The sequence below is a fragment of the Bartonella sp. AA23NXGY genome (genome assembly GCF_042197165.1).
In the GTDB taxonomy this organism is placed as follows: Bacteria; Pseudomonadota; Alphaproteobacteria; order Rhizobiales; family Rhizobiaceae; genus Bartonella.
Genome location: NZ_JBHIRO010000010.1, coordinates 59,969 through 85,979, shown reverse-complemented (window position 1 = coordinate 85,979; position 26,011 = coordinate 59,969). Strand labels below are relative to the sequence as shown.

General features: G+C 36.4%; 23 protein-coding genes, 1 tRNA gene and 6 pseudogenes. 15 read left to right on the top strand and 15 right to left on the bottom strand.

Annotation, left to right across the window (positions count from 1 at the left end):
* The 3 genes and pseudogenes from ACFINY_RS06860 to ACFINY_RS06850 form a co-directional block, all read left to right on the top strand.
* A partial coding sequence (locus tag ACFINY_RS06860; protein WP_375612166.1) for a hypothetical protein occupies positions 1-270 on the top strand: 270 nt, incomplete at its 5' end.
* A gap of 3 nt (positions 271-273) precedes the next feature.
* Positions 274-851 (top strand): annotated as a pseudogene (locus ACFINY_RS06855) (hypothetical protein).
* A gap of 584 nt (positions 852-1,435) precedes the next feature.
* Positions 1,436-1,966, top strand: a pseudogene (locus tag ACFINY_RS06850) (antA/AntB antirepressor family protein).
* 46 nt (positions 1,967-2,012) lie between these two features.
* Here the strand turns inward: ACFINY_RS06850 and ACFINY_RS06845 are convergent.
* From ACFINY_RS06845 to ACFINY_RS06830, 4 genes are all read right to left on the bottom strand, one after another.
* Positions 2,013-2,294 carry a type II toxin-antitoxin system YafQ family toxin gene (locus tag ACFINY_RS06845; RefSeq protein WP_375612165.1) on the bottom strand — a complete coding sequence of 94 codons (282 nt, stop codon included), beginning with the start codon at positions 2,292-2,294 and terminating at the stop codon, positions 2,013-2,015.
* A complete protein-coding gene (locus ACFINY_RS06840; protein WP_375612164.1) occupies positions 2,281-2,544 on the bottom strand; it encodes a type II toxin-antitoxin system RelB/DinJ family antitoxin in 264 nt (87 codons plus the stop codon). Before ACFINY_RS06840 ends, ACFINY_RS06845 begins: the two co-directional genes overlap by 14 nt.
* A gap of 97 nt (positions 2,545-2,641) precedes the next feature.
* Positions 2,642-2,947, bottom strand: a complete 306-nt coding sequence (locus tag ACFINY_RS06835; protein WP_375612163.1) for a BrnA antitoxin family protein — start codon at positions 2,945-2,947, stop codon at positions 2,642-2,644.
* Positions 2,925-3,191 carry a BrnT family toxin gene (locus tag ACFINY_RS06830; RefSeq protein ID WP_375612170.1) on the bottom strand — a complete coding sequence of 89 codons (267 nt, stop codon included), beginning with the start codon at positions 3,189-3,191 and terminating at the stop codon, positions 2,925-2,927. The genes ACFINY_RS06835 and ACFINY_RS06830 overlap by 23 nt, the downstream gene beginning before the upstream one ends.
* An 84-nt stretch (positions 3,192-3,275) precedes the next feature.
* Here ACFINY_RS06830 and ACFINY_RS06825 point away from each other — a divergent pair, with 84 nt between their 5' ends.
* The 3 genes and pseudogenes from ACFINY_RS06825 (at position 3,276) to ACFINY_RS06815 (ending at position 5,585) form a co-directional block, all read left to right on the top strand.
* Positions 3,276-3,857: a hypothetical protein gene (locus ACFINY_RS06825; RefSeq protein ID WP_375612162.1), complete on the top strand. Its 582-nt coding sequence runs from the start codon at positions 3,276-3,278 to the stop codon at positions 3,855-3,857.
* A pseudogene (locus ACFINY_RS06820) lies at positions 3,850-5,290 on the top strand (phage terminase large subunit family protein); the annotation flags it as partial. The gene ACFINY_RS06825 and the pseudogene ACFINY_RS06820, both read left to right, overlap by 8 nt.
* 52 nt (positions 5,291-5,342) lie before the next feature.
* Complete coding sequence (locus ACFINY_RS06815; RefSeq protein WP_375612169.1) at positions 5,343-5,585, top strand: hypothetical protein; 243 nt, start codon at positions 5,343-5,345, stop codon at positions 5,583-5,585.
* Between the two features lie 224 nt (positions 5,586-5,809).
* On the opposite strand, the gene ACFINY_RS06810 is transcribed toward ACFINY_RS06815, so the two are convergent.
* The gene (locus ACFINY_RS06810) at positions 5,810-6,127 is read right to left on the bottom strand and encodes a type II toxin-antitoxin system HicB family antitoxin (RefSeq protein ID WP_375612161.1); all 318 of its coding nucleotides are present in this window, start codon (positions 6,125-6,127) and stop codon (positions 5,810-5,812) included.
* A gap of 314 nt (positions 6,128-6,441) precedes the next feature.
* On the opposite strand from ACFINY_RS06810, the pseudogene ACFINY_RS06805 reads away from it, so the two are divergent.
* From ACFINY_RS06805 to ACFINY_RS06790, 4 genes and pseudogenes are all read left to right on the top strand, one after another.
* Positions 6,442-6,819 (top strand): annotated as a pseudogene (locus ACFINY_RS06805) (lysozyme); the annotation flags it as partial.
* Positions 6,816-7,043 (top strand): hypothetical protein, encoded by a 228-nt coding sequence (locus ACFINY_RS06800; RefSeq protein WP_375612160.1) that lies wholly within the window; start codon positions 6,816-6,818, stop codon positions 7,041-7,043. The pseudogene ACFINY_RS06805 and the gene ACFINY_RS06800, both read left to right, overlap by 4 nt.
* Positions 6,997-7,182, top strand: coding sequence for a hypothetical protein (locus tag ACFINY_RS06795; protein ID WP_375612159.1), 186 nt, complete (start codon positions 6,997-6,999; stop codon positions 7,180-7,182). Before ACFINY_RS06800 ends, ACFINY_RS06795 begins: the two co-directional genes overlap by 47 nt.
* Positions 7,175-7,395, top strand: a pseudogene (locus ACFINY_RS06790) (hypothetical protein). The gene ACFINY_RS06795 and the pseudogene ACFINY_RS06790 overlap by 8 nt, the downstream one beginning before the upstream one ends.
* Positions 7,396-7,561: 166 nt before the next feature.
* Here the strand turns inward: ACFINY_RS06790 and ACFINY_RS06785 are convergent.
* The 7 genes and pseudogenes from ACFINY_RS06785 to ACFINY_RS06755 form a co-directional block, all read right to left on the bottom strand.
* Positions 7,562-7,873 (bottom strand): hypothetical protein, encoded by a 312-nt coding sequence (locus tag ACFINY_RS06785; RefSeq protein ID WP_375612158.1) that lies wholly within the window; start codon positions 7,871-7,873, stop codon positions 7,562-7,564.
* A gap of 115 nt (positions 7,874-7,988) precedes the next feature.
* Positions 7,989-8,306 (bottom strand): phage integrase central domain-containing protein, encoded by a 318-nt coding sequence (locus ACFINY_RS06780; protein ID WP_375612157.1) that lies wholly within the window; start codon positions 8,304-8,306, stop codon positions 7,989-7,991.
* A 23-nt stretch (positions 8,307-8,329) separates the two neighbouring features.
* A pseudogene (locus ACFINY_RS06775) lies at positions 8,330-8,518 on the bottom strand (hypothetical protein); the annotation flags it as partial.
* A 12-nt stretch (positions 8,519-8,530) separates the two neighbouring features.
* Complete coding sequence (locus tag ACFINY_RS06770; protein ID WP_375700939.1) at positions 8,531-8,674, bottom strand: hypothetical protein; 144 nt, start codon at positions 8,672-8,674, stop codon at positions 8,531-8,533.
* Positions 8,675-9,196: 522 nt separating this feature from the next.
* Complete coding sequence (locus ACFINY_RS06765; protein ID WP_375612156.1) at positions 9,197-10,138, bottom strand: outer membrane protein; 942 nt, start codon at positions 10,136-10,138, stop codon at positions 9,197-9,199.
* A 561-nt stretch (positions 10,139-10,699) separates the two neighbouring features.
* Entirely contained in the window at positions 10,700-10,972 is a 273-nt protein-coding gene (locus ACFINY_RS06760) for a hypothetical protein (protein WP_375612155.1), read from the bottom strand.
* Entirely contained in the window at positions 10,966-13,341 is a 2,376-nt protein-coding gene (locus ACFINY_RS06755; protein ID WP_375612154.1) for a mechanosensitive ion channel domain-containing protein, read from the bottom strand. The genes ACFINY_RS06760 and ACFINY_RS06755 overlap by 7 nt, the downstream gene beginning before the upstream one ends.
* 180 nt (positions 13,342-13,521) lie before the next feature.
* Between ACFINY_RS06755 and ACFINY_RS06750 the strand changes: the two genes are divergently transcribed.
* The 4 genes from ACFINY_RS06750 (at position 13,522) to ACFINY_RS06735 (ending at position 19,324) form a co-directional block, all read left to right on the top strand.
* On the top strand, positions 13,522-13,899 hold the full coding sequence (locus ACFINY_RS06750) for a hypothetical protein (protein ID WP_375612153.1): 378 nt from the start codon (positions 13,522-13,524) through the stop codon (positions 13,897-13,899).
* 91 nt (positions 13,900-13,990) lie between these two features.
* Positions 13,991-16,504 carry a protein translocase subunit SecD gene (gene secD, locus ACFINY_RS06745; protein ID WP_375612152.1) on the top strand — a complete coding sequence of 838 codons (2,514 nt, stop codon included), beginning with the start codon at positions 13,991-13,993 and terminating at the stop codon, positions 16,502-16,504.
* A 99-nt stretch (positions 16,505-16,603) separates the two neighbouring features.
* Positions 16,604-18,355, top strand: coding sequence for a YbaL family putative K(+) efflux transporter (gene ybaL / locus ACFINY_RS06740; RefSeq protein ID WP_375612151.1), 1,752 nt, complete (start codon positions 16,604-16,606; stop codon positions 18,353-18,355).
* A 15-nt stretch (positions 18,356-18,370) separates the two neighbouring features.
* The gene (locus tag ACFINY_RS06735; protein ID WP_375612150.1) at positions 18,371-19,324 is read left to right on the top strand and encodes a YbhN family protein; all 954 of its coding nucleotides are present in this window, start codon (positions 18,371-18,373) and stop codon (positions 19,322-19,324) included.
* Between the two features lie 1,100 nt (positions 19,325-20,424).
* Here the strand turns inward: ACFINY_RS06735 and ACFINY_RS06730 are convergent.
* Positions 20,425-20,500: transfer RNA gene (locus tag ACFINY_RS06730), tRNA-Lys, on the bottom strand.
* Positions 20,501-20,936: 436 nt separating this feature from the next.
* Between ACFINY_RS06730 and ACFINY_RS06725 the strand changes: the two genes are divergently transcribed.
* On the top strand, positions 20,937-22,505 hold the full coding sequence (locus tag ACFINY_RS06725; protein WP_375612149.1) for a TerC family protein: 1,569 nt from the start codon (positions 20,937-20,939) through the stop codon (positions 22,503-22,505).
* A gap of 623 nt (positions 22,506-23,128) precedes the next feature.
* On the opposite strand, the gene ACFINY_RS06720 is transcribed toward ACFINY_RS06725, so the two are convergent.
* A complete protein-coding gene (locus ACFINY_RS06720; RefSeq protein ID WP_375629689.1) occupies positions 23,129-23,257 on the bottom strand; it encodes a hypothetical protein in 129 nt (42 codons plus the stop codon).
* 2,160 nt (positions 23,258-25,417) lie between these two features.
* Complete coding sequence (locus ACFINY_RS06715) at positions 25,418-25,624, bottom strand: hypothetical protein (RefSeq protein WP_375620801.1); 207 nt, start codon at positions 25,622-25,624, stop codon at positions 25,418-25,420.
* Between the last annotated feature and the right edge of the window lie 387 nt (positions 25,625-26,011).

Genomic DNA, 26,011 nt, shown 5'->3' with positions numbered 1-26,011 from the left:
ACTGTTCGCTTTGAACCATCAACACCCAATAATCCATTTGTTGAAGTTTCCAATCAAGTCTACGCACGTCTCAAGCGCGCCAATGCTGTAAAACCTTTTATTGGAGTCAAAACAACAGCAAAACCTGAAAAGACAGTTGAACAAATTAAGCAAATAGAACAAGAAGCCACACAAACATCAACTGAATCAGCAGCCGAAGAAATTCCACCCGAAAAACCAAAAGCTTCTAAAGTTTCCAAGTCATTAACACCTACCCCCAAAAAGGCTTAGATGTTGAAGTTAATCATCTACCCAAAATGGTATCTTCAACAGGTGAAGGATGCCTTCACCAGTCTTCAAGCACCACGCCTTAATTGGGCTGTGCGTAATGCTCTAAACACCGCAGCAAAACAGTCGAACGCTTTGCAGAAAAACAAATTGCCGATGTTACATCTGTCCAATCAAAGCGTGTCAAAAAAGGCGTTTATATTAAAGAAAAGGCGACAGCAAGGTTTCTCGAGACAGATATCATTGGTTCTGTAACACCGATACCTCTTAAATTTTTTTAAGTAAACGAAACAAAACGCGGCGTAACTTACACACTGTTTGGAAAGAAAGAAATCTTACCCCATGGTTTTATCAAGGGAGGCAGTTTTCCAAAGCGTGTTGAATTGAAAATGGGAGGGAATGTGTTTCAAAGAGCGGATGGAGATCAATTCCCCATTGCAAAACAAGAAGGACCTTCAATTGCTAAAGTGATGTCCAAGCCAGAGATTGCAAGTGCTATTGCACAATATGCCAATGAAAGATTAACTGAAAACATACAGAGACAACTTAAACGTCAAGAATATGCTGCCAACAAGAAAGGCTAGATCATGTTCTCAAGCTTTATCTATATCTTACATATCCTTATGAGTTTAAGCATTACATATTCTTATTGTAATTTAAAAAAAGATCATCATTTATGCTTTGTTTTTTCATAAAAAAATCAATAAAATCAATTCAAAAGGTATTTCCCAGCGGATTGGCTTCGTTGCGGGGCAGGCGAGCGCGAACTATCGCTAGCGACAGAATTTTCAAATTGACTGTACATTGTACACTTAACTCATTGATAAATAACAATTTCAATATGTACACTGTACAGTATGTGAAACGTTTTCTTAGCAAAAAGTAATTTTTGTTGCTGGACAATTCTATAGTAATAGGTATTTTCGAATCAGGTGCCTAGAAAACACCTTAAACACATAGCGGATTGGTTGCCGAAATAATCAGTCTTCCGCACATTAAAGACTTTGACTCATTGTATGTTAGGCGCATATAATAACTTTGTCGGGTGTAGTTATGCTATACAATACCCTTGGGGAAAGCATAACGACGGGCTATGTGCCGTGTTTTCTAGCACCCGGCATCTTTTAGAGTGTCAATAGAAAACCTTTAAGCACATAGGAGCCAAATCATGGCACAATATTTAATTGACTTACATCAAACTACGATTGATGGTGATATCGTTCAGACAGTGAATGCACCTGAATTACATACATTTTTGGCAATAGGTAAACGTTTTGCTATTTGGATTACGAACCGTATTAATCAGTATGAATTTGAAGAGGGAAAAGACTATATTTTAACGCTTCCCAAAATTGGGAAACGTTAAAATGTTATCAGCAAAGAATATCACCTCACCTTAGACATGGCGAAAGAACTTTCCATGGTTGAACGCAATGAGAAAGGACGTCAAGCACGCCGTTACTTTATTGAATGTGAAAAGAAACTGAGAAACCAAGCTGTTGATTATGATAATGATACACGCTTTGATGATTTTAACTATCTTCGCCAATATGTTTTGACAAATTATCCTAAAATCATGGGTATCATCTTTGGTTATCTTTTGAAAATAGATGAAATCGAAAAAGAACTTGATCATTACAAATCAGTTACAAAAGAAGCTAAGCGCGTTTTAGCAAGATCTGTCGTAAAAGCTGCTTAGATTTAAAACACATCTCCCCTCCCCGTTCTCAAAATGGGGAGGTGGTTTAAAGATCAAGTTTTGAATGGGAGCCCAGACGCGCTAAAATCAATCGATCTTGACCAATCAAGCGATAAATCAACACTAGGTAAGGTCGAATATGGCAATCTCGATAATTGCTCCAATTCCCAGTCAATGCATGATCATGATATCGAGGTTCTAAGGGTTGATCATTTGCTAATGCTGCAATGATTTGGCGCAAATCAGTATCTAAAAGATGCCGATACCGTCCTTTCATTTCACGCTTGAAATCACATTTGAAGATAGTGGTACGTTCAATCGTCCGCATAGAGATCATCAAATAATTCGTCTACGGAATGAAACTTTTTTAAGTTACCTTCCTCTAGTTCTGCAAAAGCCGCTATAGTTTCTGCATTAGGTTGAAACAAGAAGGACGGAATAGCTTTATCTTGTGCAATACGCGTCATCAACACTCTCACAACATCACTTACTGATAAACCTGAAGCTTGAATAACTTGACTAGCGATATTTTGAATTTCTTCTGGTACACGCGCTTGAACCATGCGACTGGCAGCCATAATGAGCTCTCCTCTTGTAATTGTACTTCAATGTAATACAATTGAAGTTTAATTTCAACTGTAAAGCACATTTTTTAGAGTGGCGAGATCGTTTGGCTTAACAACCACTTGCTTTTTTTAAGACTTCACCCATACGTGTTCGCCAGTCTTTTCCTTGTTTTTTAAAAGAGGCAATAACATTTGGGTCAAGGCGTAGAGTAACCGCTTGTTTGGGAGATTCAACCGGTGGACGCCCACGTTTACGGCGTTCTTCTGTTACATATTTAAAAAAGGAGGCTGGTAAAACATCTTTAGCTGGCTTTAAGCGTGCAAGTTCTTCATCTGTCAATGGTGGGGAATCCACAGCGTCCCAATCTTCTTTTGTGTAGCCACATCCTGTTTCAAAGTTTTTTTTGATAATCATTGAAAACCTCTCTTTCTTTTTTATTCGCTTGACGAAAACTGATAATGGATATCGCTTCATTGCCAAGCTTTGCAAAAACAATAACTGTTGTGCCATCAGCAAAATGTCCAATAGCCTTCATGCGGTTTGAATGTGTTGCATCAATAAGAGCATGTTCCCAGTCAAAGTAAATAACATCAGCAAAATCAAGCTTATGTTTATCAATGTTTAAAGCTCTTTTTGGTTCATCCCACACTATCTTCATATATTTTATGTACACGAAAAATAAAACCTTGTCAACAATTAAAGTGTACAATAATTCGTATATACCATTCAAAATGGAGCAACTATGAATAAGAAAACGCGTAAGGGTTTATCGGTTCGTGCGTTTGCGAAGAAGATGGGTGTTTCACATAATGCGGTGGTTTCTCGGATAAAGACAGGTAAATTTGATAAGGCTCTTTTTGAAGATGGTTCTGTCAATGAAGCCGTTGCAACAGCCATCTGGAATGAGAATCCAACAAAGCGCCCTGCTCCATTTTTAGCGCCTGATGGTCAACCGCGGACAAAGATCAAACAAGCCTCTACAGATGGAGCCAATGAATACAAGATAAAACTGGAGCGAATGCAAGTTGCCCTTGAAAGCGAAAAGATTGCACTTGAACGATTGCGCGAAACCACTGTTGATCGAGAAGAAATGAAAAAGGCAGCTCGTGAGTTTGGAAGAACGCACCGTGATGCTATGTTGAATTTTCCTCATCGTTTTGGTGCAAGCATTGCTGCACAAGTTGGATGTGATGCGGCCAGCCTTATTGGTGCTATTGATTACACTATGAGAACCGCTTTGCTTGAGGCGGTTAATATTCCAGTGCCTTTTCATGATCCTCATTCTCCAGAGTTAGAGAACTTGCAAGAAACGAATAATGGATGACAATGCAGTCGAAGAATTTTTCGCCCATGCCAATAATGCAAGACAACCGGACCCACCGTATACGGTTTCGCAATGGGCGGATAAGAATAGATACCTTAGCACCGTAGCAAGTGCTGAATCTGGATTGTGGAGAACAAAGCGGACCCCCTATTTGCGCGAAATCATGGATAATCTTTCCTCTCACAAACCGATTGAAACAACTATTGTCATGAAAGGGGCGCAGGTTGGCATGTCAGAGGCAGGATTAAATTTCTGCGGTTATGCTATTCATTATAGTCCAGGACCTGCCCTTTATGTGATGCCAACGGTTGAGACAGCCAAAAAGCTTTCAAAGACGCGGCTTGATCCTATGATTATGGCAAGCCCTGCTTTAAGCGAACGCATTGCCCCAGCGCGGGCACGCGACAGCGGGAATACCATGTTTTCGAAAGAGTTTGATGGTGGTGCACTGATGCTTACAGGGGCAAACAGTGCTGCTGGTTTGCGTTCCATGCCTATTCGTTATCTGATTTTGGATGAAGTGGATGGTTATCCTCTCAGTGTCGATAACGAAGGTGATCCAGTGATGATTGCGGAAAAGCGCACATCAACCTTTGTACAACGAAAGATCTTTAAATTGTCCACACCCACCCACCGTGACACAAGCCGTATTGCCAAAGATTTTGTACTAGGAGACCAGCGATATTACAACGTGCCTTGTGATGCATGTGGTACACTCCAGCCGATTGTTTGGTCACAAATCAAATGGCCGAAAGGGGCTCCCGAAAAAGCTGTTTTTGTTTGTGCGCATTGTGGTCATGAACATGCCGAGCACCGAAAAACAGATCTCATGTGTGAAGAAAGAGGCGCATGCTGGGTCCCAACCAGTGAGTCAAGCAGACCCAATTTGCGTTCTTATCATATTTCGGCACTCTATTCTCCTTGGCTTACATGGGGGGAATGTGCAAGAGAGTTTTTAAATGCCAAAGAAGACCCTGCTCTTTTGCAAGTTTTTATTAATACAGTTCTTGGAGAGCCATGGGAGGACAGAACAGGCGAAGTTATTGATCCTGATAGCCTCTATGCAAAACGCGAAGATTATCCATTGGCACCAGAACAATCCGTCGTGTTGACAGCTGGTATTGATGTGCAAAATGACCGCTTGGAACTTGAAGTGGTGGGATGGGGGCGTAGTGAAGAAAGTTGGCATATTGATTATCAAGTGATCCTTGGTGATCCCTCTTCTTTTGAAGTATGGGACCAATTGGATGAATATCTTGCAAAACGCTGGCCACATCCAGGCTATAAAGAGGGGATTAGGATAACAGCTGCTTGTATTGATACCGGTGGTGGACATACACAGGCGGTTTATAATTACGTGCGCCCCCGTGAGGAGCGGCGTATCTGGGGGCATTAAGGGGCAAGCGAGATGGCGTGCAGTATGGCAAAGAAAATCTTTGGGGGTGTGCAATGAATACCAGTATCGATTTTTTGTGCGATTTATGAATAGCATTGTTTCAGTTTTCCAATCATCACAGCATTGGAGATGAGGATTGCACTGCCATAATTGAGATTATGGGCATGGTGGAAAAAGCTTTAGTTTTTAAACTTCAAGATGAAGTGCCTAATATTACAAAGATTTTGGCAGCTCTTACAGATTTTGGCGATTCAGAGTTTCCTACAGTTATGTTGCCTTTATTGCGAGCTTACGAACCAGATCTAGAAAACCCCATTAAAAAGGTTGCTTAAGTACCTCCCTTCCCCATCTTTAAAGGTGGGGAGAAGATCAAGAGGCTTCTTTAGGTAAGAATTCAAAATGAACAGATTTAAAATCAGTTAAGTCATAATCAGTAAGGTTGCAGTATCAACAAAGTTTTCTGCTTCTTCATCCGTCTTGAAAACGGGTATTTGTTTAATTTAGAGGTTTTCATAAGAATTAATTTTCTTTTAGTACGTATAGATTTTTAAAAGATTCAAAGCTTAGAAGAAATGTATCTGTTTAAACTAACACCATTTTCAGCGGCTTGTATTGAAAGTTTTCTATGGAGTTCTGGTGGTATTCTTAATTGAAACTTGCCACTATATTTACCATGAGACAAAAGCAGAGGAACTTCTTCTCCATTATGTTGCATGTCCTCAACAACTTCTGAAACAAGGTCCATAATACCTTTTAAAGCTTTCTCTGCTTGAGCATCTAACCATGAAAGGGATGGGAATTCTGCACACAATCCAACATATTCCTCATCTTCTTGCGACCACAAAACACGATATGTATAATGATTATTGTTCATGTTTCATCCTTTCTATCGCTTGTAAGACTTGTCTGACTTGATAAGCTTTTGCTTTGTTACCAGAATCTTTTTGAATATTCATACGGGGGTCACCAAGCCACGGGGTTTTAAAAACAAAGCGGCTTTTACCATTGTTCCGCGGTTCTCCAAAAAAAATGTACACACACACACACACACAGCCAACAAATCTGAAAACTTGATGTTCTTTGGTGATGCTTTCATCAAGCTGATTATTTTTTCAACTTTATTGTTTATAACCAATAATAGTATCATTATTAATCCTAATCAATCATTTTTAGAAATAGCGTCAACTAACAAGAGCCTTTTGTAACTCGACACTGTTAAAAAAGCTCAATCAAGGTGAATATGAAGCTGTCCCTGCCGAGCTACAGAAATGGACCAAAGCAGGCGGAAAGCGTCTTGAAGGTTTAGCACACCGGCGTGCGGCAGAAACAGGCTTATGGGCAAAAGGGGCTTATGTTTCCTCCAATTATCAAACAGTAGAAACGCAAGCACCAACGGGGGTTTTCAAAGCCGAAGCCCTTGCACCGATTATTGGTTCTTTTTCTGGGCTTGGTGGTTTGTTAGCAGGAAATGGACCAATCCAATGGGCTTTGGCAACCATTATGGTTTTAGCCGCATGTGTTGGTATTTTCTTTGTTGCCAAACGTTTTCAGGAACACCGCCTATGATCTTATGGATGAAAAGAAATCTGCTGTTAATAGGCGCGGCTTTAGCTGCTTTTTTTATGATTTTAGCAAGAGCTTTTAATCTTGGGAAAAAAGCAGAGCAACAAAAGCAAACAGAAAAAGCTTTAAAAGCAGCCACAACACGTCTGGAGGTGGAAAGTGAAGTTAATCAAAAAAGTGATGCTGATGTGCGTACTGCTCTCTCTGACTGGTTGCGCGACAAATAAATATGCTTCTTCTTGTATTGGCTGGTTGCCAATTTATTTAAGCCGGAAAGATCTGAACACCATCAGTTCAAACTTAGCAAGAGAAATTTTAAAGCACAATAATCTAGGTGAACGCGTGTGTGGGTGGAAACATGGCTAGAAAAAAATCCAAAAAACACACAGAGCTTACAGAATCAGAAAAAGAAATACTTCAAGAAATGATCATCACCTATCAAAGTGTGAAAATGATGTCTCGTTTGATGAAGTGGATAGCATTTTTTCTTTTTTTTGCTTATCCTTGATTTTGCACGCCTTATGGATGCGATAGACAATATCTTTGCACATTATAAAACAGTGGCTAACCAAAAACTGAAAGCTTTACCCCCTTCCCGCTTTTAAAGCGAGGAAAGAGAGATTATATCGTAATCTATCCGCTAATCGCTTAAATGTTTCTTAGACACCTGACGCGACAATAGACATAACAATTATCAAGCCTCTCCAGATATAAAAGACGCCCATTGTTCTGAGAGAACACGGCGCTATTCTAAAAAATCCGTCCGCATGTAAGCCTTTGTCACTGAATTCCCAACTGAATACGCAAGAACAGATTCTGCAATTTCAAATGGTGTTGACGTTGTCTCTGCTATACAGTCCCGCAGAATCGATCTGAAACCATGAAGTCTATAATTAAAACCTTTGTTTTTCATGAATTTAGAAAGTGCTACATCAGATATGGGCTTTCCAAAACTCTCAACAAATAAAAAACCATTTTTTGCTTTTTCAATAACAGCAAGCGCTTCAGCTGTAAGCGGCACATGAAAATCAGAAACCTTTCCAACAATTCTCTTCATATTTTCTTTTGGGATAATCCATATTGATCCATAAATCTCTGAATATGCCTGATTGGTATAAAAAAACCGTCAAAATAAGAAGTTTTAAAGCTAGATGTGATACAAGCTCATCATTTTAAGATTGAAAAAACTTAGGCATTTCTTTCCATGGCATAGCTGGAATATTTTGGGTATTTTGAATAAACTTTTCTAATAAAGCTTTTGCTTTTAATTGCATATCCACATCTATACCAAGTGCCACCGCATGTTTTATAGCTATATTCAAGCGGGATAGAGCTTTACTTGCTGTTTCGTTTTTTGTCTTCCAAATAGGAAAAATGCATCCTTTTATATCAATTTGCGTCAGTTCAATGATTGGCGTATCATCAAGTTTAGAAAAAACATGTAACTCAAGAGGTGTTAACCAGCTTGCTGCTTTTCCTTCATTTTTCAATTCGTTTTTTGGCTTCAAAAGCACTAGAGGCAATTTCTCGTAAAGAAATACCCCCCTGCCCGACGCAAATTTTCTTTTTGTTTTCGGCGAATCGGGTCTATTCTTTGATCTAAAAGATCACGACAAGCTAAAGCTTTGAACAGTGCTTCTTTTAAAGATAAATTGCGACAAGAGCCTAATCCCATTTCTCGTCGTCTTTTATTGAGGTCAAACCTAAAAACCCATCATCCTTGATCTGGTGTAGTTTTGACAAGCCATAAACCAGCTCTGTCAGCATATTTTCCTTTAGATAGATTTTTTACAGATAAGATAGACAGTCTATCACGTTCTTCCGAACCACCTTTTAAAAACCACCTTTTGAATTGCACTTGGAGCACTTTCATCTGGTACCAAGATTATATATAAAAGGCAATTTAATAAATAAAATAAAAACAATTAGTTATTAAATAGAAAAAAGATAAACTGTGCTATCAGGTGATATTGTAGAGAGTTCTAAGGGAAGAAAAAATTGTTGCACAAACGTGCACGCCGTCCGCACCACTCTATGTGAATTTTCTTTATTTTCTCATTACTTAGATAGTAAAAACTCTCTTTAAGTTTACTGTTTGCAACTCTATAACGGTATTATAAAGTGATAACTGTAATAATATGAAAGACGAAGCAATCCTTCTTTGCCAACAAATGTTTCAACCACACCTCGTGAACTAAAAATTTTTTATTCTTAACAATTAAGAATCTGAGTAACTCTTCCTTACCTCCTCATTCTCACTCAAAGTCAAAGCCCCCCTTTTTTCACCATAAAATAGTGTTTACAATGCATAAAATTAAAAAATAAAGGCCCTATCAAAGAAATAGGACCTCTTAAATTTAAGCTCCTTTATCCTACAAAATTAGAATTTGTAAGCTATTCCTGCGCGAAAATCATTCGTCTTATACTTAACTTCAATCTCGTCTTTGAATTTCCTTTTACCAAAATCTGAGTAACGATATTCCGCACGCACAATAAGATGATCTGTCATTGCAAAATCAACACCACCACCGAGAGTATAACCAATCATCGTTTTTGTTACATCCGATGTCCTATTAAATGGCTCACCTCCCGTAATTACTGTCGACAAAATATCCTGAAACTGTCCATAAGCAACACCACCAGCAATATAAGGCATCACACGCCCTGCAGAAAACCCAACACGCACCCGTGTAGCACCTGTCCATTTTTGTTTTAACGTATGATTAAACGTTAAACTGTCTTTCTCTTCTTTATCCTCTGCAGAAGAGCGAGAAAAGCCTCTGCCCTGTCTCCTGACAATTTTTGCCTTTTTTCGACTTTTTTCTTCTGTATCTAATTCCTCAGTATCACTACCCGATCCTTCAGTGCCCGATCCTTTAGTGCTGGATCCTTCAGTTCCACCAGCACTCGATTCATCTGCATGAAATCTTGTTTTTGTATCCTTTTTTTCCGTTAAAATGATATCCGTATCAATCCCCATAATAAAATTATTACCGAGATCAAAATTAACACCCGCATAAAAACCACCTATAAACCCAGAAAGATCGGGCATTTTCTGTTTCTCGACAGGTATCCATGGTTTACTTTTACTCCCCTCATCAGGATAGAGAGGAATATTAACATCAGGCACTGTTGCAGAAATCTTACTTGAAAAGCCACCAACTTGCCCCCCGAAATAAAAACCTGCCCAAGAAAAAGGTGAAGAAGCAACAACTTCTGAGGCAACATGTACTGGCTCTTCGTGAGCCACCACATCTGCAGCCTGTACTATAGAAGGTGAAATCAAAGAAAAAACAGATGCTGTTATAAATTTTGTATTCATAAAATTATACCCCATTGCTAAATTTAAATATAATCAAAAATCACATTTAGAAAAACAAAGTTTTATAAAATCTTATGCCGCAAAATCGCATGTACTCCTTTATAATTACATTTAAATCTATTACTATATTAATATATCATTACATCAAAATTTAATATTATCAAATAAATTTTAAAATGTTATAATAATGATTACTTCAAATAATAAATATTTAATAAAAATACCTATTATCTTGTCAAAAGGAGGAAATATAAAACATTTTGTATTAAAATTACCGCAAAAAAAATCACAAAATAGTATATTTTATGCCTTTTTTCATGAAAAAATTCTAAAAATGATGTAATTATTTTTAGAAAATCGATGTTCATTAACAATACTATAAATACCTCAATATTCTTACATCCAAAATGCATACTGTAGATTCTACATAGTATAAAAAAACATCCATTTTATACTAAAATCATACTTTTTTTTACCATTTTCTAAAGGATGAGATTATTAATTACACACAATATCATTATCCTTCTAAATCTTGTCCCAAAACAAAAATTCTCAATCATTTTATTTAAAAATTGCTCTTCCCCTACTGATTTCTATATTATCATCTGCCTTTATTGCAAAACGGTCTTTATTAGGAAAAGTTATAAAACATCCCTTCATACAAATTGTAATTGTTTGATGAGTATTTAAAGAAATTTTTGAAGGTATACTTCCTTCAACAACAATAAGAGATTGTATCTTTAAATCAGTATTCTTCACTGTTGCAGCAAAAGCTGTTATGGTAAAAATACTTAATAGAATAACTGTAATCAAAATATAAGTATATTTCAGCATTCTAAGATTCCTTCCTCAGAAAAACGCTTATATAGGCTAAATCGAAGAGCATTGGTTACATGAGAAGATGAGGTAATATTAGGCACATAAATAGCCAAATTAAAGGAAAAACTCTTACGATCAAATGCTGTAAAACTTACCTGTGGGATAGGATTTTTTAAAACGCCTTCTGTCGCAGAAGCAATCTCTAACAAAATTTTAGCAACATGCTCTGGAGCAACCTTAGATGATACAGTAACTGGTATATCAATTCGTCCTACTTTATTATGTCGTGTCCAATTACTAACGTTGTTATTAATAAGGCTTGAATTGGGAATAATAATCGTCTTACGCTGAATTGTCTCAAGTTCCGTTGCACGCACACTAATACGCTTAACAACACCCCCTACTGATCCAGATTCTATATAGTCCCCTATTTTAAATGGTCTTCCAACTAAAATAATAAGTCCAGAGACAAAGTTTTGGACAATATTCTGTAAACCAAAACCTATACCAAGTGAAAGTCCTCCAGCAATAAGAGCGAAATTTCTAAGATCCAAACCTGCCATTGATAATCCGGTCAAAGCAGATACAACAACGCCTCCATAACTTATCACTGTTTTGATAGAATTACGTATACCAGAATCGAACTCTCCATGAACCAACACCACATTATCTAACCAACCAATAAATCGGCGAATAAGAAACCAGCAAACACAAAAAGAAATAATTCCTGTTACAAGAGAAATCAAAGAAAGACTAATATTTCCAATCTGAAAACCGGTCACCGATTGCCACAAAACTGCTTTTAAATCAGAATAGGAAAATCCAAACTGGACAGCAATTGGCATTGCACAAAATATAACAACAAATAAATTGAGAAAAACGCTCACAAAAACTCCCAATTGATTCATCGTTTTTTCTTCTAAATGAAACCTCTGCATCAAAAGATGACCAACCGTTGTTTTCATAAATTGGTCTTTAGTTCCAAGTGCTTGAGCGCTTTGTATTCCTAAATACATGAGAACTAAAAATGCTCCATCAATCATAATTTGCTGCGTAATAAAACGCGCAAGTCCAACGTAACCTAAAAAATTCAATACAAAGAGCAGTAACCCCAAGCCAATAAGAGGAATGCGTATATAAAATGGCCAAAAGTATGGCTCTTTTTTTTCTTCTTGAACACGCCTACGTCTAAACCGCAAAGGTACAAATGATATTATAAATAGCAATATCGCTACAAGAAAAACAGCAATAAAACTTTTAGCAATTGTCAAAGATAGAGGCGCTGAAATGATTTGATAAATACTATCAAGAACAGCGTCAAATGCCAAAATACCCCCTAAAGAAGTGAGTAAAATCACTAATTGATAAGCAGACGATGGTGCAATACTGAGAAGACGCACATGGGGCCGATTCGATGATAGAAGAACAACAGCTAATCGATTGATTAAAAATAATAAAATAATTTGACAACCTATCATATCAAAAACTGTTGTAAGCTTACCTGGATCTAAGTTAAAACTACGAAACAAAAACAACACAAGGTAAACGCAAAAAATACAGATAAGTGAAGGTAAGAGAACTGAAATAAAGGCGATCAATAAGCGTTGTAAATAAGATATTTCCTCATTAGACTTCGTAAAGTGGCAATACACATGAACAAGAACTTTTTGAGAAAAATACGAAAGTCCCAAAGTAATAAAAAGTGGAATTAAAAAGCAAAGAAATAGTTGTAAAAACTTGAAGTAAAATATAAAATTCCACCAAGAATTTAACAACACAAGAAAATCTGATGAAGCCTCTTTTGTTTTTTGGGCGAGATGTTTAACCATCGGAATCGAAAACTCAAGCCTATACGTAAGCGCGCGTTTAAAAAGCTCCCGAGATTGAGAAATAGAAAGTTCAGCTATTCTATTTGCCGCTAAGAAAATTGCTTCAAAACGAAGCATGATACTGTTAATTTTAGCTTTTTGCTCTATCAAGTAGGAATATTCCTTCACTGAGCTTTTCAGTTTTTTCACGTCACGATGGAGCTCCATTAATTGATCAAGAAGTGTATTAATCTCATTAAGAGGAGGACGCAAAACAAATGCTGCCTCAATAGCACGTTCACTGATATCTTGTGCACGTAACCGTAATTCTTCTAAAGCATGCTCATCTTCTGGCTTTCTGTCAAAATCTCTTTTTAAAGTTTCAGTATTTTCTTCAAGAGTCTCAATAATCAACTGTTGTTGCTGAATAATTTCATCAACTGAATAAGAAGCTATCGTTTGTTCGACAATTGTATTTTGTGCCCCCCTATTACCCCATGCACCAGAATTAAATACAAAGATAATCCCCAAAAGAAGGAAAAGTATGTGGATGTTTTTTCTACAAAATGAATACATATCTACCTTATGAGCACAAAAGGGATTTTATTTTTCTCTTTTAAATATGGTATAAAGTAGATATTTTCAACTTTTATAGAATAATCTTATAAAAGCTTTCCCTTATCCTATAATACTGGTAATAAGATAAAAGAATGATAAATAAGCTGAACTCAATAAGATTAAAGAAGGCACTCTAGCATGTTTTTTTTGCACCTTTATTGCAAAAAAGAAGATTTTCTTCCTTTGACAACCTGGATTTTTCTATCCAGTTTAGGTGTATTCTTGACGAGCAACCTAGAAACACGTGCTTATTTAATCAAACAATCACACACCAATAATGTCATTAAAACGAATAGATTTGATTTACATCATAAGTGTGACCATGTGAATGTTACCACAACTGAAAACAAAAAACTTGTAACACTCCATACAGAATCTATTTTTATCAGGACCTTTCAAAAAATCCTAACATTGGATTTCTTTTTAATAAAGATTCCTGCTGTTGACACACGATTTCGTAACGTTAAAACACAACATTTCTCAAATAAACGCGCTCCTCCCAATGAACACACTTAATTCTCTTCCTTGAATATAAAAACGATCATCTTATTTTACTTGTGCTTTTAACTTTGAATAACTGTTAGATTGCCTATTTACGGAATATATCATGCGTACACCTGGTTGGTTAACTACCCTTTATTGCTTTATCCTTTTAAGCAGCATTTATGTTGCCTTACCCAATTTATTTTCACACGAACAAGTTAACAACTCGAAATTTTTACCCAATACCCGTGTGGCACTTGGTCTTGATCTTCAAGGAGGCTCTTCTCTTCTGCTCGAGGTTGATAGCAAAACGTTAAAACGCGATCAATTACACATCGTTTTAAGCAATGTGCGCAATGTATTGCGTGAAAAACAAATCCGTACATCAAATGTGCGTATTGTTGAAGATAGCGTTGTCGCGCTTATTTCTGATCCCTCACAAACTGAAAAAGCACTCTCTGCTTTGAAAACATTAATAATCCCCATACACAGTAGCTTTGGCACGACAGAACATAACATCACGATCAGTGCTCAAAATGAAATGTTTCGTATCACATTAACGGAAGCTGGTATAAAAGATCGTATAAGCAATGCTATTGAACAAAGCTTAGAAATCATCCGGCGCCGTATAGATCAAGTTGGTGTTTCAGAACCAGCCATCCAAAAGGTCGGAAATGACCGTATTATGGTCCAATTGCCTGGTTTACAAGATCCAAAACAATTACGTGATCTTTTAGGAACAACTGCCAAAATGAGTTTTCATCTTGTTCCTTCTAATGTGGATCCCAATAATCCACCGATAGGTGTTTCAATTCTTCCTGGATATACTGATGAAACGCAACGCTATGCAATTTATGATCAAATTGCTTTAGATGGAAATGTCCTGAAAGATGCCCGTGCTGGTTTTGATCCACAATTGCCAGGACGTTCTATGATTTCATTTACTCTAGATTCGGCTGGTGCAAAAATATTTGCCGATATAACACGACAAAATATTAACCGTCCTTTTGCCATTGTTCTTGATAATAAGGTTTTAACCGCTCCTACCATCAATAGTGTTATTCCCAATGGACAAGGTCAAATTACAGGAAACTTTGACCCCAAAGAAGCCTCAACTCTGGCTGCTTTGCTCCGCGCTGGGTCCCTCCCCGCACCACTCACCGTCATTGAAGAAAGAACCGTAGGTCCAAATCTTGGCGCTGATGCCATCCAAATGGGACTTTATACGGGCATAATTGGCTTTATTCTCGTTGCAATTTTTATTTTTCTTCTCTACCGCATTTGGGGGCTCATTGCGAATATAGCACTAGCCCTCCATACGATTTTAACATTTGCTGCACTAAGTCTCCTTGGAGCTACGCTTACGCTGCCCGGTATTGCTGGTATTATCTTAGGCATCGGTATAGCCGTTGATGCCAATATTCTCATCAATGAACGTATTCGCGAAGAAAGTCGAAAAGGCGTGAGTGCTTTTGCAGCTCTAGATCGTGGATTTAAACAAGCTTTTGCAACCATTGTTGATGCAAATGTTACAGCCATTATAGCCACTGTTTTACTATTTTGGTTTGGCACAGGCCCAGTTCGTGGTTTTGCTGTAACAATGTTGCTTGGTATTATCATCTCCATGTTTACAAATATCACCATTGTGCGCATCATCATGATTTGGATCGTTCGTAAATGGAAAATTAAAAAACTGCATATTCATTCTGCTTTCAACATCATGCCACAAAACACAACTTTCCACTTTATGAAAGCACGTTTCATTGGTATTGGCGTCTCAATTGTTTTATCAATAGCTTCAGTTTTTCTCTTTTTAAAGCCTGGATTGAATTTTGGTATTGATTTCATTGGCGGAAGCCAAATGAGTATTACCACGAAAGGACCAGCAGATCTAGCAACTCTGCGTTCCAAGCTTTCTACTCTTAATATTGGTGAAGTTACCTTGCAAAATATTGATAACGAAAATACCGTATTAATTCGCATGCAGAAACAAAGCGGTGGCGAAGCACAACAAACCACCGCCATTGATAAGGTCAAAACAGCTGTACAAAATATCTATCCCGATACCACATTCGATCAAATAGAAGTTGTTGGTCCAAAAATTTCAGGCGAGCTTGCCACAGCTGCTTTTACTGCTGTTATTCTTGCAGCTATTGCCATGTCTCTCTATATATGGTTACGCTTCGAGTGGTTCTTTGCCATTGGAGCAATTATCACTCTCATTCTAGACACCACAAAAATGATTGGCTTTTTTGCTTTGTTTCAATTTGATTTTAATTTAACGGCTATCGCTGCACTCTTAACAATTGTTGGATATTCTATAAATGATAAAGTTGTCGTCTATGATAGGATGCGCGAGAATATGCGTCTTTATAAAAAAATGCCGTTGCGCGAGCTGATTGATCTGTCAATTAATCAGGTTCTTGTACGTTGTTTTTTTACATCAGCCACAACAATTCTTGCGATGCTCCCCATGGCGATATGGGGTGGAAGTGCTGTTCATAATTTTGCATTACCCATGGTCTTTGGGATTATTATTGCAACATCATCCTCTATCTTTATTGCTGCTCCTATTTTACTCCTGCTAGGAAATTGGTGGCGTGAGCGAAATAATCGTGCAAATATCAAAGTGAAATAAAAATACCCTTTAATGCGTATGGTACATCTCGCCTCTCTTCTCATAGAAATATAGTCGTTTTCATTCATTCGCTTTTTGATCAAGAATAGTAAATAATCCATGCTCCACGACACACCACTTATCACAACTATTGTTGCAGGCTTATGTTTAGCATTTCTCTTGGGAATGATTGCTAGCCGTTTACGTATTTCACCCCTTGTAGGCTATTTGTTAGCTGGTGTTATTGTGGGACCCAATACAGGCGGATTTAAAATAGATTCTGTCATCATTAATCAACTTGCTGAAATTGGTATTATTTTGCTGATGTTTGGTGTTGGGCTCCACTTTTCATTAAAAGACCTTTTATCTGTCAAAGCTATTGCTGTCCCCGCTGCTATTGCACAAATGGCATTTTCTACTTTTCTAGGTTTGTGCCTTGGTCTGATTATGGGATGGGGCTTTAGTGGTAGTTTGATCTTCGGTCTTGCTTTATCCATAGCAAGTACCGTTATCCTGCTACGTGCTTTGCAAGAGCGTCATCTTATTGAAACGGAAAAAGGACGCATTGCCGTTGGATGGTTGATTATTGAGGATTTAGCAATGGTCCTTATACTTGTCCTCATCCCTTCCTTGGCAAGTGCCCTCAGCAATACCAAAAAAGAAGCGTTGGATCCTCTTGTTCAATGGTTGGATTTAAGTATTTGGGGTATTTTTGGTCTCACTATCCTAAAAGTAATTGTATTTATTGCACTTATGCTCGTCATTGGGCGACGCGTTATCCCATGGCTTTTAAAAATGAGCGCACAATCGGGATCACGTGAATTATTTCGTCTTAGCGTCTTTGCTATTGCATTAGGAGTAGCTTTCGGAGCCGCTCATTTATTTGGTGTTTCTCTTTCTCTTGGTGCTTTTTTTGCTGGTATGGTCATGAGCGAATCAGAATTAAGCCACCGTGCCGCGGAAGAATCTTTACCACTGCGCGATGCTTTTTCTGTTCTCTTTTTTGTTTCTGTAGGCATGTTATTTGACCCCGAGAAACTCTTAACTCATTTTTTCCCTCTCTTAGCAACCTTATTCATTATCGTAATCGGAAAATCTGCTGTTGCCTTTTTCATCGTTAAAGCTTTTCGCTATTCTAATGCGACAGCTTTGACTATTTCTGCAAGCCTTGCCCAAATCGGAGAATTTTCCTTTATCCTTGCTGGTTTAAGTTTAAGCTTAGGACTTTTAAACAATGACGCTCATGATTTAATTCTTGGAGGAGCAATTTTTTCTATTTTGCTCAATCCTCTTGTTTTCATTGCCTGTAATAAAATTAAAAAACGTCTAGAAAAAAATTCTGCATCTTCACAAAATACCCAAACAATTATTGATATTGATCCACAAGATCCTGACCAAGATTTTTTACCGATGACCTTAAAAAACAACCATATCGTAATTATTGGCTATAGTCGTATCGGTAAGTGTGTTGCATTATCTTTAATAAATAGAGGTGAACCTATAGTGATCGTAGAAGAATCAAAACGCCTCTCTGATAAAGCGATTGCAGATGGCTTTGAGGCTATTTGCGGCAATATCATTCAACAAGAAATAATGAACGCAGCAAATATAAATAATGCACATAAAGTTGTTATTACAATGCGAAGTACCATTGAAGTAGGAGAATGTATCGTGAATATCCGTGATATAAAGAAAGATATCCAGATAATCACACATGCATTATCCGACACAGAAACAACATATCTCATTGATTTAGGTGCTGATGTTGTAGTAACAGATGATGAAGAAATTGCCAATGGCATTATAGAGTATATAACAGAACGAAGATCTGTAAGGAATATGCTCAATCATGAAAATTTACAGAAAACATAAAATGGATACAGAATCGTGAAAATAAAGCAATTTATATGGCCATTGATTGGTATCTTAGCAATGCTGGTATCTATTCGAATTCTTTACATGAAGCTCTCTGTCATTTCATTTGGGGATGTATTGGAGCGCTTGAGCAATTTAAATGCACAGCACTGGTTATTAGCCTGTTTATGTTCTCTCCTAGCTTATGCTGCTCTTGCTGGATATGATCGAATTGCCTTGCAACATCTAGGCCATAAAATTTCTTGGATTTTTATCGCTATATGTTCATTTACAACCTACGCTCTTTCACACAATATCGGTGCTTCAGTTTTTTCTGGTGCCGTTGTACGCTATCGCGCCTATAAAATGAAAGGATTAAACGGAACAGAAATCGCAATATTAGTAGGTTTTTGCTCTTTTACTTTTGTAATCGGCACAATCTTACTTTTGGGAATCGTTTTGGTGCTGCAACCCGAAATTATCACCCTCATTCATAAAGAACTTCCTGAATGGCTCGGAACAACGGCTGGAGCAATTTTACTCAGCTGTATAGCACTTTATACGTTTGGCAGCTGGCTTCAGTTAAAACCCTTACGCTTGGGCAAAAAAATTCAACTCTCCTATCCACAGCTGAAAATTGTTATTCAACAGCTTCTCATTAGCCCTCTAGAGCTTTTAGGAGCAGCAGGAATTATATATGCTGTTCTCCCACATAACGCAGATATTCATTTTATATCTGTTCTTGGTGTTTTCCTAGCGTCTTTTACGATAACTCTTCTCTCTAATGCTCCAGCAGGAGGAGTAGGAGTTCTTGAAGCTCTCTTCATAACAGGCATGCCCAATATAAATCCAACCGATGTTATTGCAGCACTTATTGTTTTTAGAATGTTTTATTTGATTATACCGCTCATCCTTTCATTATTTGTGGTCGTCATTTTTGAGGCGCAACAATATTGGAAAAGAGCCCCCAAAACACCACCTGAATAAATAAAAGGCTATCAATTACTTCTTTTTGTGTGCCTATATAAGAACAGAACACCATCGTGTTACCAATTTACATATCTTTTTTAAGAAAACTCTCTCAGTGCTCTTCCCCATTACACAACAATACCCGTGAATGGTATAATAGTAAAGCTATTGTTGCACCATTATCTTTATACTTAATAAAAGAGCAAGCCTGCGCCATTATACTATTTTTCCAATGTTATGATAACTTTTAGCACTTAAGAACATTAATGAGAATTATTTTTATGCCTTTCTTCAATAGTCTTTATCCACACGTTAATCCCATTTATGATGCACAAATGAATGATTTTAATTAATTCATTATAAGAGGGATTGAAACAAAAGAAGTTTATGATAGTAAAGTTTTTTATCTAACAAATAATAATCAATTCTTTATAAATCAATATATTATAATGAGTTCGAGCGGCTTTCTTAATATTTATATTTTTAGAGGTTAAGCTAATGGAAAGACAGCATAGCGTAACCACGCAGCTTAATATTTTAAAACTTTAAGCCTCATTAAAGCCTATTGTCTTTCGTTTAACAGGTATTAGCTTTAAACAATTAAACTGATCTAATTTTATTACTTGTATGTCCAGCTAACTACTTTATTTTATCTTGATTTACCCTCTTGGAATACTGATGATTATTACAGAAGTTTTTTGTTTAAGCGGGAGAGTTATCAAAAAATATCCACGCTGCTGACACAACTAAAGTGTAAAGTTTCTTCTGTCGTTAAACAATATGTTAAAAATCCAAAAAAAAATTAATCAATTTATATTAAAAGAAGTGAAAACTGTTGATTTTTATACCCCTTTAAATAACACAATTGTCGGTAAGAGGCTTCTCCTTACCAATTGCAACTTAAAAAAAGAAACAATACGCATTAAAAGATCTTTAAATGTCCTTTGGAAGTTTTTTGAATCCCCTAAAAAGTACAAAAACCGATGACTAAGCTATATCAACAATCTTCACTTTTAAACAAACAGATATGGGGAAATCCTACTGCCCAATTTTATTTAGCAACTCGTACCTTAAAAAAAATTACGCAATCAATAAGTTATTTACGGTATAAAATAAAATGGTGGGTGATGAGGGGATCGAACCCACGACCCGCTGATTAAGAGTCAGCTGCTCTACCGACTGAGCTAATCACCCATAAGCTTCTCAAAAGACGAGAATGAGCGTTTCTATAACGCTCCTAAGGATAGATGTCCAGATATTTTGTTGTTTGTTATATAAACTCATTGTCTGTAAGGTTAAAAATATGATATTCACCACTTGATCTTATATAAAAATAAACCCATTATAAGAGGCTTTATAAATAAATGTTCTGATTGTTATACAGAACCTATAGTTAGAGGATTATCGAGCATAATGCCCGAGCGAAAATTAGAGGAACCTTCTTGTGGTTGTAAGCGGGATGGGGCATCGTTTTGTTTTATCAACAATCACATGCATTCAAGCAATATTGTGCTGTTTTTTTCTTTGAATATAAGTTTTTTACATTCAATGTTCATGATCCAATATACGAATAAAAGCCTATGAATTTTTTTTGTCAATCGCGCGCTTTTAAGCTTCTAAAAGGTAATGAATGATGGAATGGATCACTGATCCCCATGCGTGGTTTGGTTTGATCACGCTGGTTTTTCTCGAAATTGTTTTAGGAATAGATAACCTTATCTTTATTGCAATTTTAGCTGAAAAATTGCCACTGCATTTGCGTGACCGCGCACGCTTTATAGGTCTTACTTTAGCATTAATTATGCGGCTTTTCCTTCTTACCGTTATTGGATGGGTTATGAGACTCGATAGGGTCATTCTTTCACTTTCATCTTTTGTATTTAGTTGGCATAGCTTTATTTTAATCGGTGGTGGAGCCTTTTTGCTCGCAAAGGGAACGCTAGAATTACATGAAAGGTTAGAAGGAGTATCACATGAAAGAAAAACAGGCGTTGGTTATGCTGTTTTTTGGCAAGTAATCGTCCAAGTCGTGGTGCTGGATGCTGTTTTTTCACTAGACAGTATTATTACCGCAACAGGTATGATTGCAAAAGAGCAGGCAGCAGTTATGTATATCGCAGTCATAGCTGCTATGGGAGTAATGATGTGCGGATCTGGTGCTCTTATGCGTTTTATTAATCGTCATCCCACTATTGTAATCCTTTGTCTTGGTTTTTTGATGATGATTGGTTTTACTCTCATTGTTGAAGGATTTGGTTTTCATATTCCAAAAGGGTATTTGTATGCTGCTATTGGTTTTTCTGTTCTCATCGAAGCTTTTAATCAAATTGGACGTCGTAACCGTGAAAAAATGATTAAAACGAATGATCTACGCAGTAGAACAGCTGATGCTGTTTTGAGGCTCTTAGGAGGAGGAAGCAAAGATAGTCACCTTGCTGAGACTGTAGATGTTATTGCTGAACAGGCCGCAGCTTCTGAATTGTTTAGACCAGAAGAAAAGGAGATGATTCGTGGTGTTCTCGATTTAGCTGATCGCCCTGTTCGCTCTATCATGTCGCCGCGTAATGAGATTGAGTGGTTAGATTTAAATGCTGATGAAAATGAAATGCGTGAAGAATTACAAAAGGTTAAACATAGCCGCTTAATTCTTGCGCGTGAAAAAGTGGATGAATTTGTTGGCGTTGCATTGACAAAAGATCTTCTTTTGAATTTGGCTGAGGGGAAAAAGATTAATTGGAAAAAAGCTATGCGAGAACCCCTCGTTGTTCATGAAAACACAAGTGTTTTACGATTGATGGAGCAATTACGTCATTCTTCGATTCAGCTTGCAATTATTGTTGATGAGCATGGATCTTTTGAAGGAATTGCAACACCAACCGATATTCTTGAAGCTATTGCAGGAGACTTTCCTGATGACGATGAAGAACTCATGATCGCAGAACAACTTGAAAATGGCAGTCTTCTTGTTGAGGGATATGCTGATATCCGCCGTTTAAGTGGTTATCTTGGGCGTAACCTTGTGGATGAAGCAGATCGTTATACGACTCTGGCAGGCTTTATGCTTTGGCAGTTTGGTCATTTACCAAATGAGGGAGAAAGCTTTGAAACTGATGGTTTACACTTTAAAGTGATTGAAATGGAACGCCGAAACATATCTAAAATCCTTATTTCTCCACTTGTATCACCAGAAAAAAGCTAATTCTTTTTATAAGCAAAATGAATAAAAAGATTTTTTTATGATTAAAAATTGAAAAGAATAAGCAGTTGATAACTCAATTGCATTTCATTATTTTTATATTTTTTAAAAGCGTAAAGTAATGACATACAAAAGTTATATTATCAATGAACTTTCCATTATAAAAAATTTTCATTGATGATTGACGAAAAGCTGGAAGAAAGAAAATGGTGCAAAATTATTTGTCAATGGTCATTAACCTCAAAACAATGAATATATACAACTTATTGATTTATAATAATTATTTATTACAATATTACCTTCACATCAAGAAAGCCTCTTTCAAACATCAGATTTCCGCCAATGGATAAAACTCCACCATTGTTGAGTTCACTCAACTGATGATGGCATCTTTAAACCAGACTCTGGCTCCTATAATCTTTTTAGATCTTCTTGATATTTCTTAAGGAGCTATTCCTTAGCTTTTGTTTCGATAAATTTAGCTATTTTTTTCCTTGCAAGAATGAAACTCCACCTCTCTGGAAAGGCCCTTATTAAGAACTTTGTTTTTCTTCTAGATAGCTCATATTTTTGCTACTTTTTAATTAAAGCGTAGCTGAGCTGCTTAGATTTCACCACTTCTTTGACTAAAGCCAATGCACGTTCAGATGAATCTGTTGGGTATTTTCATCAAAGCCTAAATGATCCTCTGCACTGAAACTTTGATAATAAGATTGTAAGGTTGCAACATCACCCAATAAAGACAGTGCACCAATATGAAGTAAGCTATAATCTGCATCATATACCTTGATAACCTTTATGTGCCTCCAACTTCATTCTTTCGCCAAGATGGTGCTCCATATCTGGAATAAAAGCATTTATGAAGATCAATTCTTTCTATCGCCTATTTCAAGACATAATCAAGCTTAATTCCAACCAATCTGCATATATTCCTTCTTCACAAACTCTCAACCCCTTTTTATAAAAATCAAGTTGTAGATCTTGTAAGTGCTGAGAATTGATAGGGATCAATTGCAGATAAAATACCAGTACTAATCGAAACTCCAACATCAAATTACGGATAACCTTTGATAATTGCGTCATTATAAAGAATTTGTACTTCACAATCTGGTAGTTGATAACGTGCTGAATAATTATCTACCTCTTTAATTTTTTCAACAGACCAATCAAGATTTTGAAGAGCACTGTTGCACTCTCCATGATTAAAAAATTCTTTGCTCTAGCTCAAAAGAGGTTTTATCCATATCAAAAGTCAAAAGCGAAGCAGATTTTTGCAAACAAAAGTGATAACGCCGTGTAAGAGAAGAATCTTATCAATAAGGCCTTTGGTGATTTCTTTTGTAACGTCTAAACGAGATGGAATCTTATTCATAAAAAAATATAATAAAGTCAATAGTTTGTGTGCAATTATTTTATATGAATCCCATTTAAAATCTACACTTTTATACGTGATTTAATTAACCATTTTTCATAAACAATTACCATGTATGGATAGACCATAAAACGCATGTAAACATTCAAATGAAGTGAACGCAGCTATCATTCATAACAGTTCATAAATTTTATGATACGTTTTTATCACACACAAATCGCATTATTAAAAACGTAATCGTTTGAAATTATCGATAACATAAATTGCATGCGTTTAAAAAATGGTATGGGGTTTACTCTTTTTTTGAGCTAAACCTTAAAAGAAATAATCATTTGAAACTATCATAAAATAGGTTTTAATTCATTAAGGGCACATAAAAGGATTTAAAGACAAGTCGATTTTAAAGCGCCGCTTACTAAAAAGTTAGTCAATAATAAGCAGACATTATATAGATATTATCATCACAACAGGTAATGAAATTGATAATGTTATGTCGTAGAAATCAAAAGATTTTTAATAATATAACGCAGGCAAACAAGCAAAAAACGTTTTAAAAGTTACAGTTTAAAAATACGAAACCAAATGAAGTCCCCTCAAATTTGAGTATACTTATTAAAATAAAGATAAGTAGATAAATTTCAAAAGGATTGCAATCATATTACAAAGGCATGGTGTTTTACTCAATTTTGAGTCAAAAGCGACAATATTAAAGACTGCTCTACTCTAAAGTTAACGAGCTCAAATTTGGGCTGATTAATTTTGCCAGCCCAAATATGGACCGGCTTATTTGCAGAGAAATTAAGTTTAAATGCAAAGTGAAAATACGCTTATGAGAACCTCACTAAATGAACGTTTAAACGTTTAGAGACATAAAATGATATCTCTATAAATACGTTTGAAACCTAGATTTATAACAGTTTAAAAGCCTTAGATTTTATAAAAAGCGGTTGTTTATTATCTTATGAAAAGCTACTTTTAAAAACCAATGTTCGTAAATGTAAACAACGGGTTTTGTTACAAATATTCACTTAATACGCATTTTCTCTTGAGAGTCTTGATATGAACCTACCAAGCATTGAGACATTTTGATAATGTACTTTGTGTCAAATGACCACTTCAAAAATGCGAGCGTTATTCTTAATACGCTTTATAGCCATACATAAAGTGTTTATAGGTTCTGTAATTCAAATGAGTGATTAAAGATCATATCTGTCATTTACGTTCCTTTTGATCAGTTTTAATCAATAGAATAGAGCGTTTGCAATATGATACGTTTTGTATACATACATTCATTATTGACTTCTTTTGTATGATCTGTAGTACCTCTATTTAAAAGCAGCGTCATATCAATTGGCACAGCTTTCTTTTATGATGCGTTTATAACCATCAAAGAAGCACCCTCCACGTCTGTCATTTATTCTGTTTATCAATCTTGATAACATCATCACTTTCATAAACCTCTCAATTTATGGGAACCGAATATAAATCGCTATGTCTTTTTATTCTTGCATTGCCATATACATTACTTCTAATCACGATATAATCAGGAGATCTTGGCATTGCCATAAACAGAGCCGTAGACCTTAGTATGACACCCCACGCTAGCATTGCCGTAAACCTTGCCTAACAACCGCATGATCATAAACCGCGGCATTGCTATGAATACGTGCACTACCGGATAATTTTGCATTCCCATAAACCCGCGCTTAATGATAAACTCAAACGTTATAAGAAAGATGAGCATTGTCATAAACATGAACACCAAAATACACATGGGTTTTATCACATATAAGGGTATTGCCATACACATAGCCACCAATGGCAGCATTGCCATAGCCCCTTATATTTTCATAAACACAACCAGATTTTACAACACAGACATTATCAGCAACCCAGCAATTACCATCATGAGAGAGATTGCTTTCACTTTCAATAAAAGCATCCAGATCGCCTTTTTTTACATCACCAGAATCGTTTAAAGCACGAATGCGATATAAGATATATGACCAGTCACGAAATCTATTTGATTGGTCAATTCATATTTTTGGGATGGTTTTTTCTTATTAACAGGAGCGGTTTTATTTGCAATGGAAGAAATAACGGAGATGTTTTTGATATAGTTGTCATATTCAAACTA

Bases quoted from the DNA above. Each gene is read 5' to 3' on its own strand.
- ACFINY_RS06800 (WP_375612160.1), top strand. From the start codon at position 6,816: ATGATCTTATGGATGAAAAGAAATCTGCTGTTAATAGGCGCGGCTTTA.
- ACFINY_RS06750 (WP_375612153.1), top strand. From the start codon at position 13,522: ATGTTTTTTTTGCACCTTTATTGCAAAAAAGAAGATTTTCTTCCTTTG.
- ACFINY_RS06835 (WP_375612163.1), bottom strand. From the start codon at position 2,947: ATGATTATCAAAAAAAACTTTGAAACAGGATGTGGCTACACAAAAGAA.
- ACFINY_RS06760 (WP_375612155.1), bottom strand. From the start codon at position 10,972: ATGCTGAAATATACTTATATTTTGATTACAGTTATTCTATTAAGTATT.
- ACFINY_RS06785 (WP_375612158.1), bottom strand. From the start codon at position 7,873: ATGAAGAGAATTGTTGGAAAGGTTTCTGATTTTCATGTGCCGCTTACA.
- ACFINY_RS06830 (WP_375612170.1), bottom strand. From the start codon at position 3,191: ATGAAGATAGTGTGGGATGAACCAAAAAGAGCTTTAAACATTGATAAA.
- ybaL (WP_375612151.1), top strand. From the start codon at position 16,604: ATGCTCCACGACACACCACTTATCACAACTATTGTTGCAGGCTTATGT.
- ACFINY_RS06725 (WP_375612149.1), top strand. From the start codon at position 20,937: ATGATGGAATGGATCACTGATCCCCATGCGTGGTTTGGTTTGATCACG.
- secD (WP_375612152.1), top strand. From the start codon at position 13,991: ATGCGTACACCTGGTTGGTTAACTACCCTTTATTGCTTTATCCTTTTA.
- ACFINY_RS06845 (WP_375612165.1), bottom strand. From the start codon at position 2,294: ATGCGGACGATTGAACGTACCACTATCTTCAAATGTGATTTCAAGCGT.
- ACFINY_RS06810 (WP_375612161.1), bottom strand. From the start codon at position 6,127: ATGAACAATAATCATTATACATATCGTGTTTTGTGGTCGCAAGAAGAT.
- ACFINY_RS06825 (WP_375612162.1), top strand. From the start codon at position 3,276: ATGAATAAGAAAACGCGTAAGGGTTTATCGGTTCGTGCGTTTGCGAAG.
- ACFINY_RS06715 (WP_375620801.1), bottom strand. From the start codon at position 25,624: ATGACAATGCTCATCTTTCTTATAACGTTTGAGTTTATCATTAAGCGC.
- ACFINY_RS06795 (WP_375612159.1), top strand. From the start codon at position 6,997: ATGCTGATGTGCGTACTGCTCTCTCTGACTGGTTGCGCGACAAATAAA.
- ACFINY_RS06840 (WP_375612164.1), bottom strand. From the start codon at position 2,544: ATGGCTGCCAGTCGCATGGTTCAAGCGCGTGTACCAGAAGAAATTCAA.
- ACFINY_RS06755 (WP_375612154.1), bottom strand. From the start codon at position 13,341: ATGTATTCATTTTGTAGAAAAAACATCCACATACTTTTCCTTCTTTTG.
- ACFINY_RS06765 (WP_375612156.1), bottom strand. From the start codon at position 10,138: ATGAATACAAAATTTATAACAGCATCTGTTTTTTCTTTGATTTCACCT.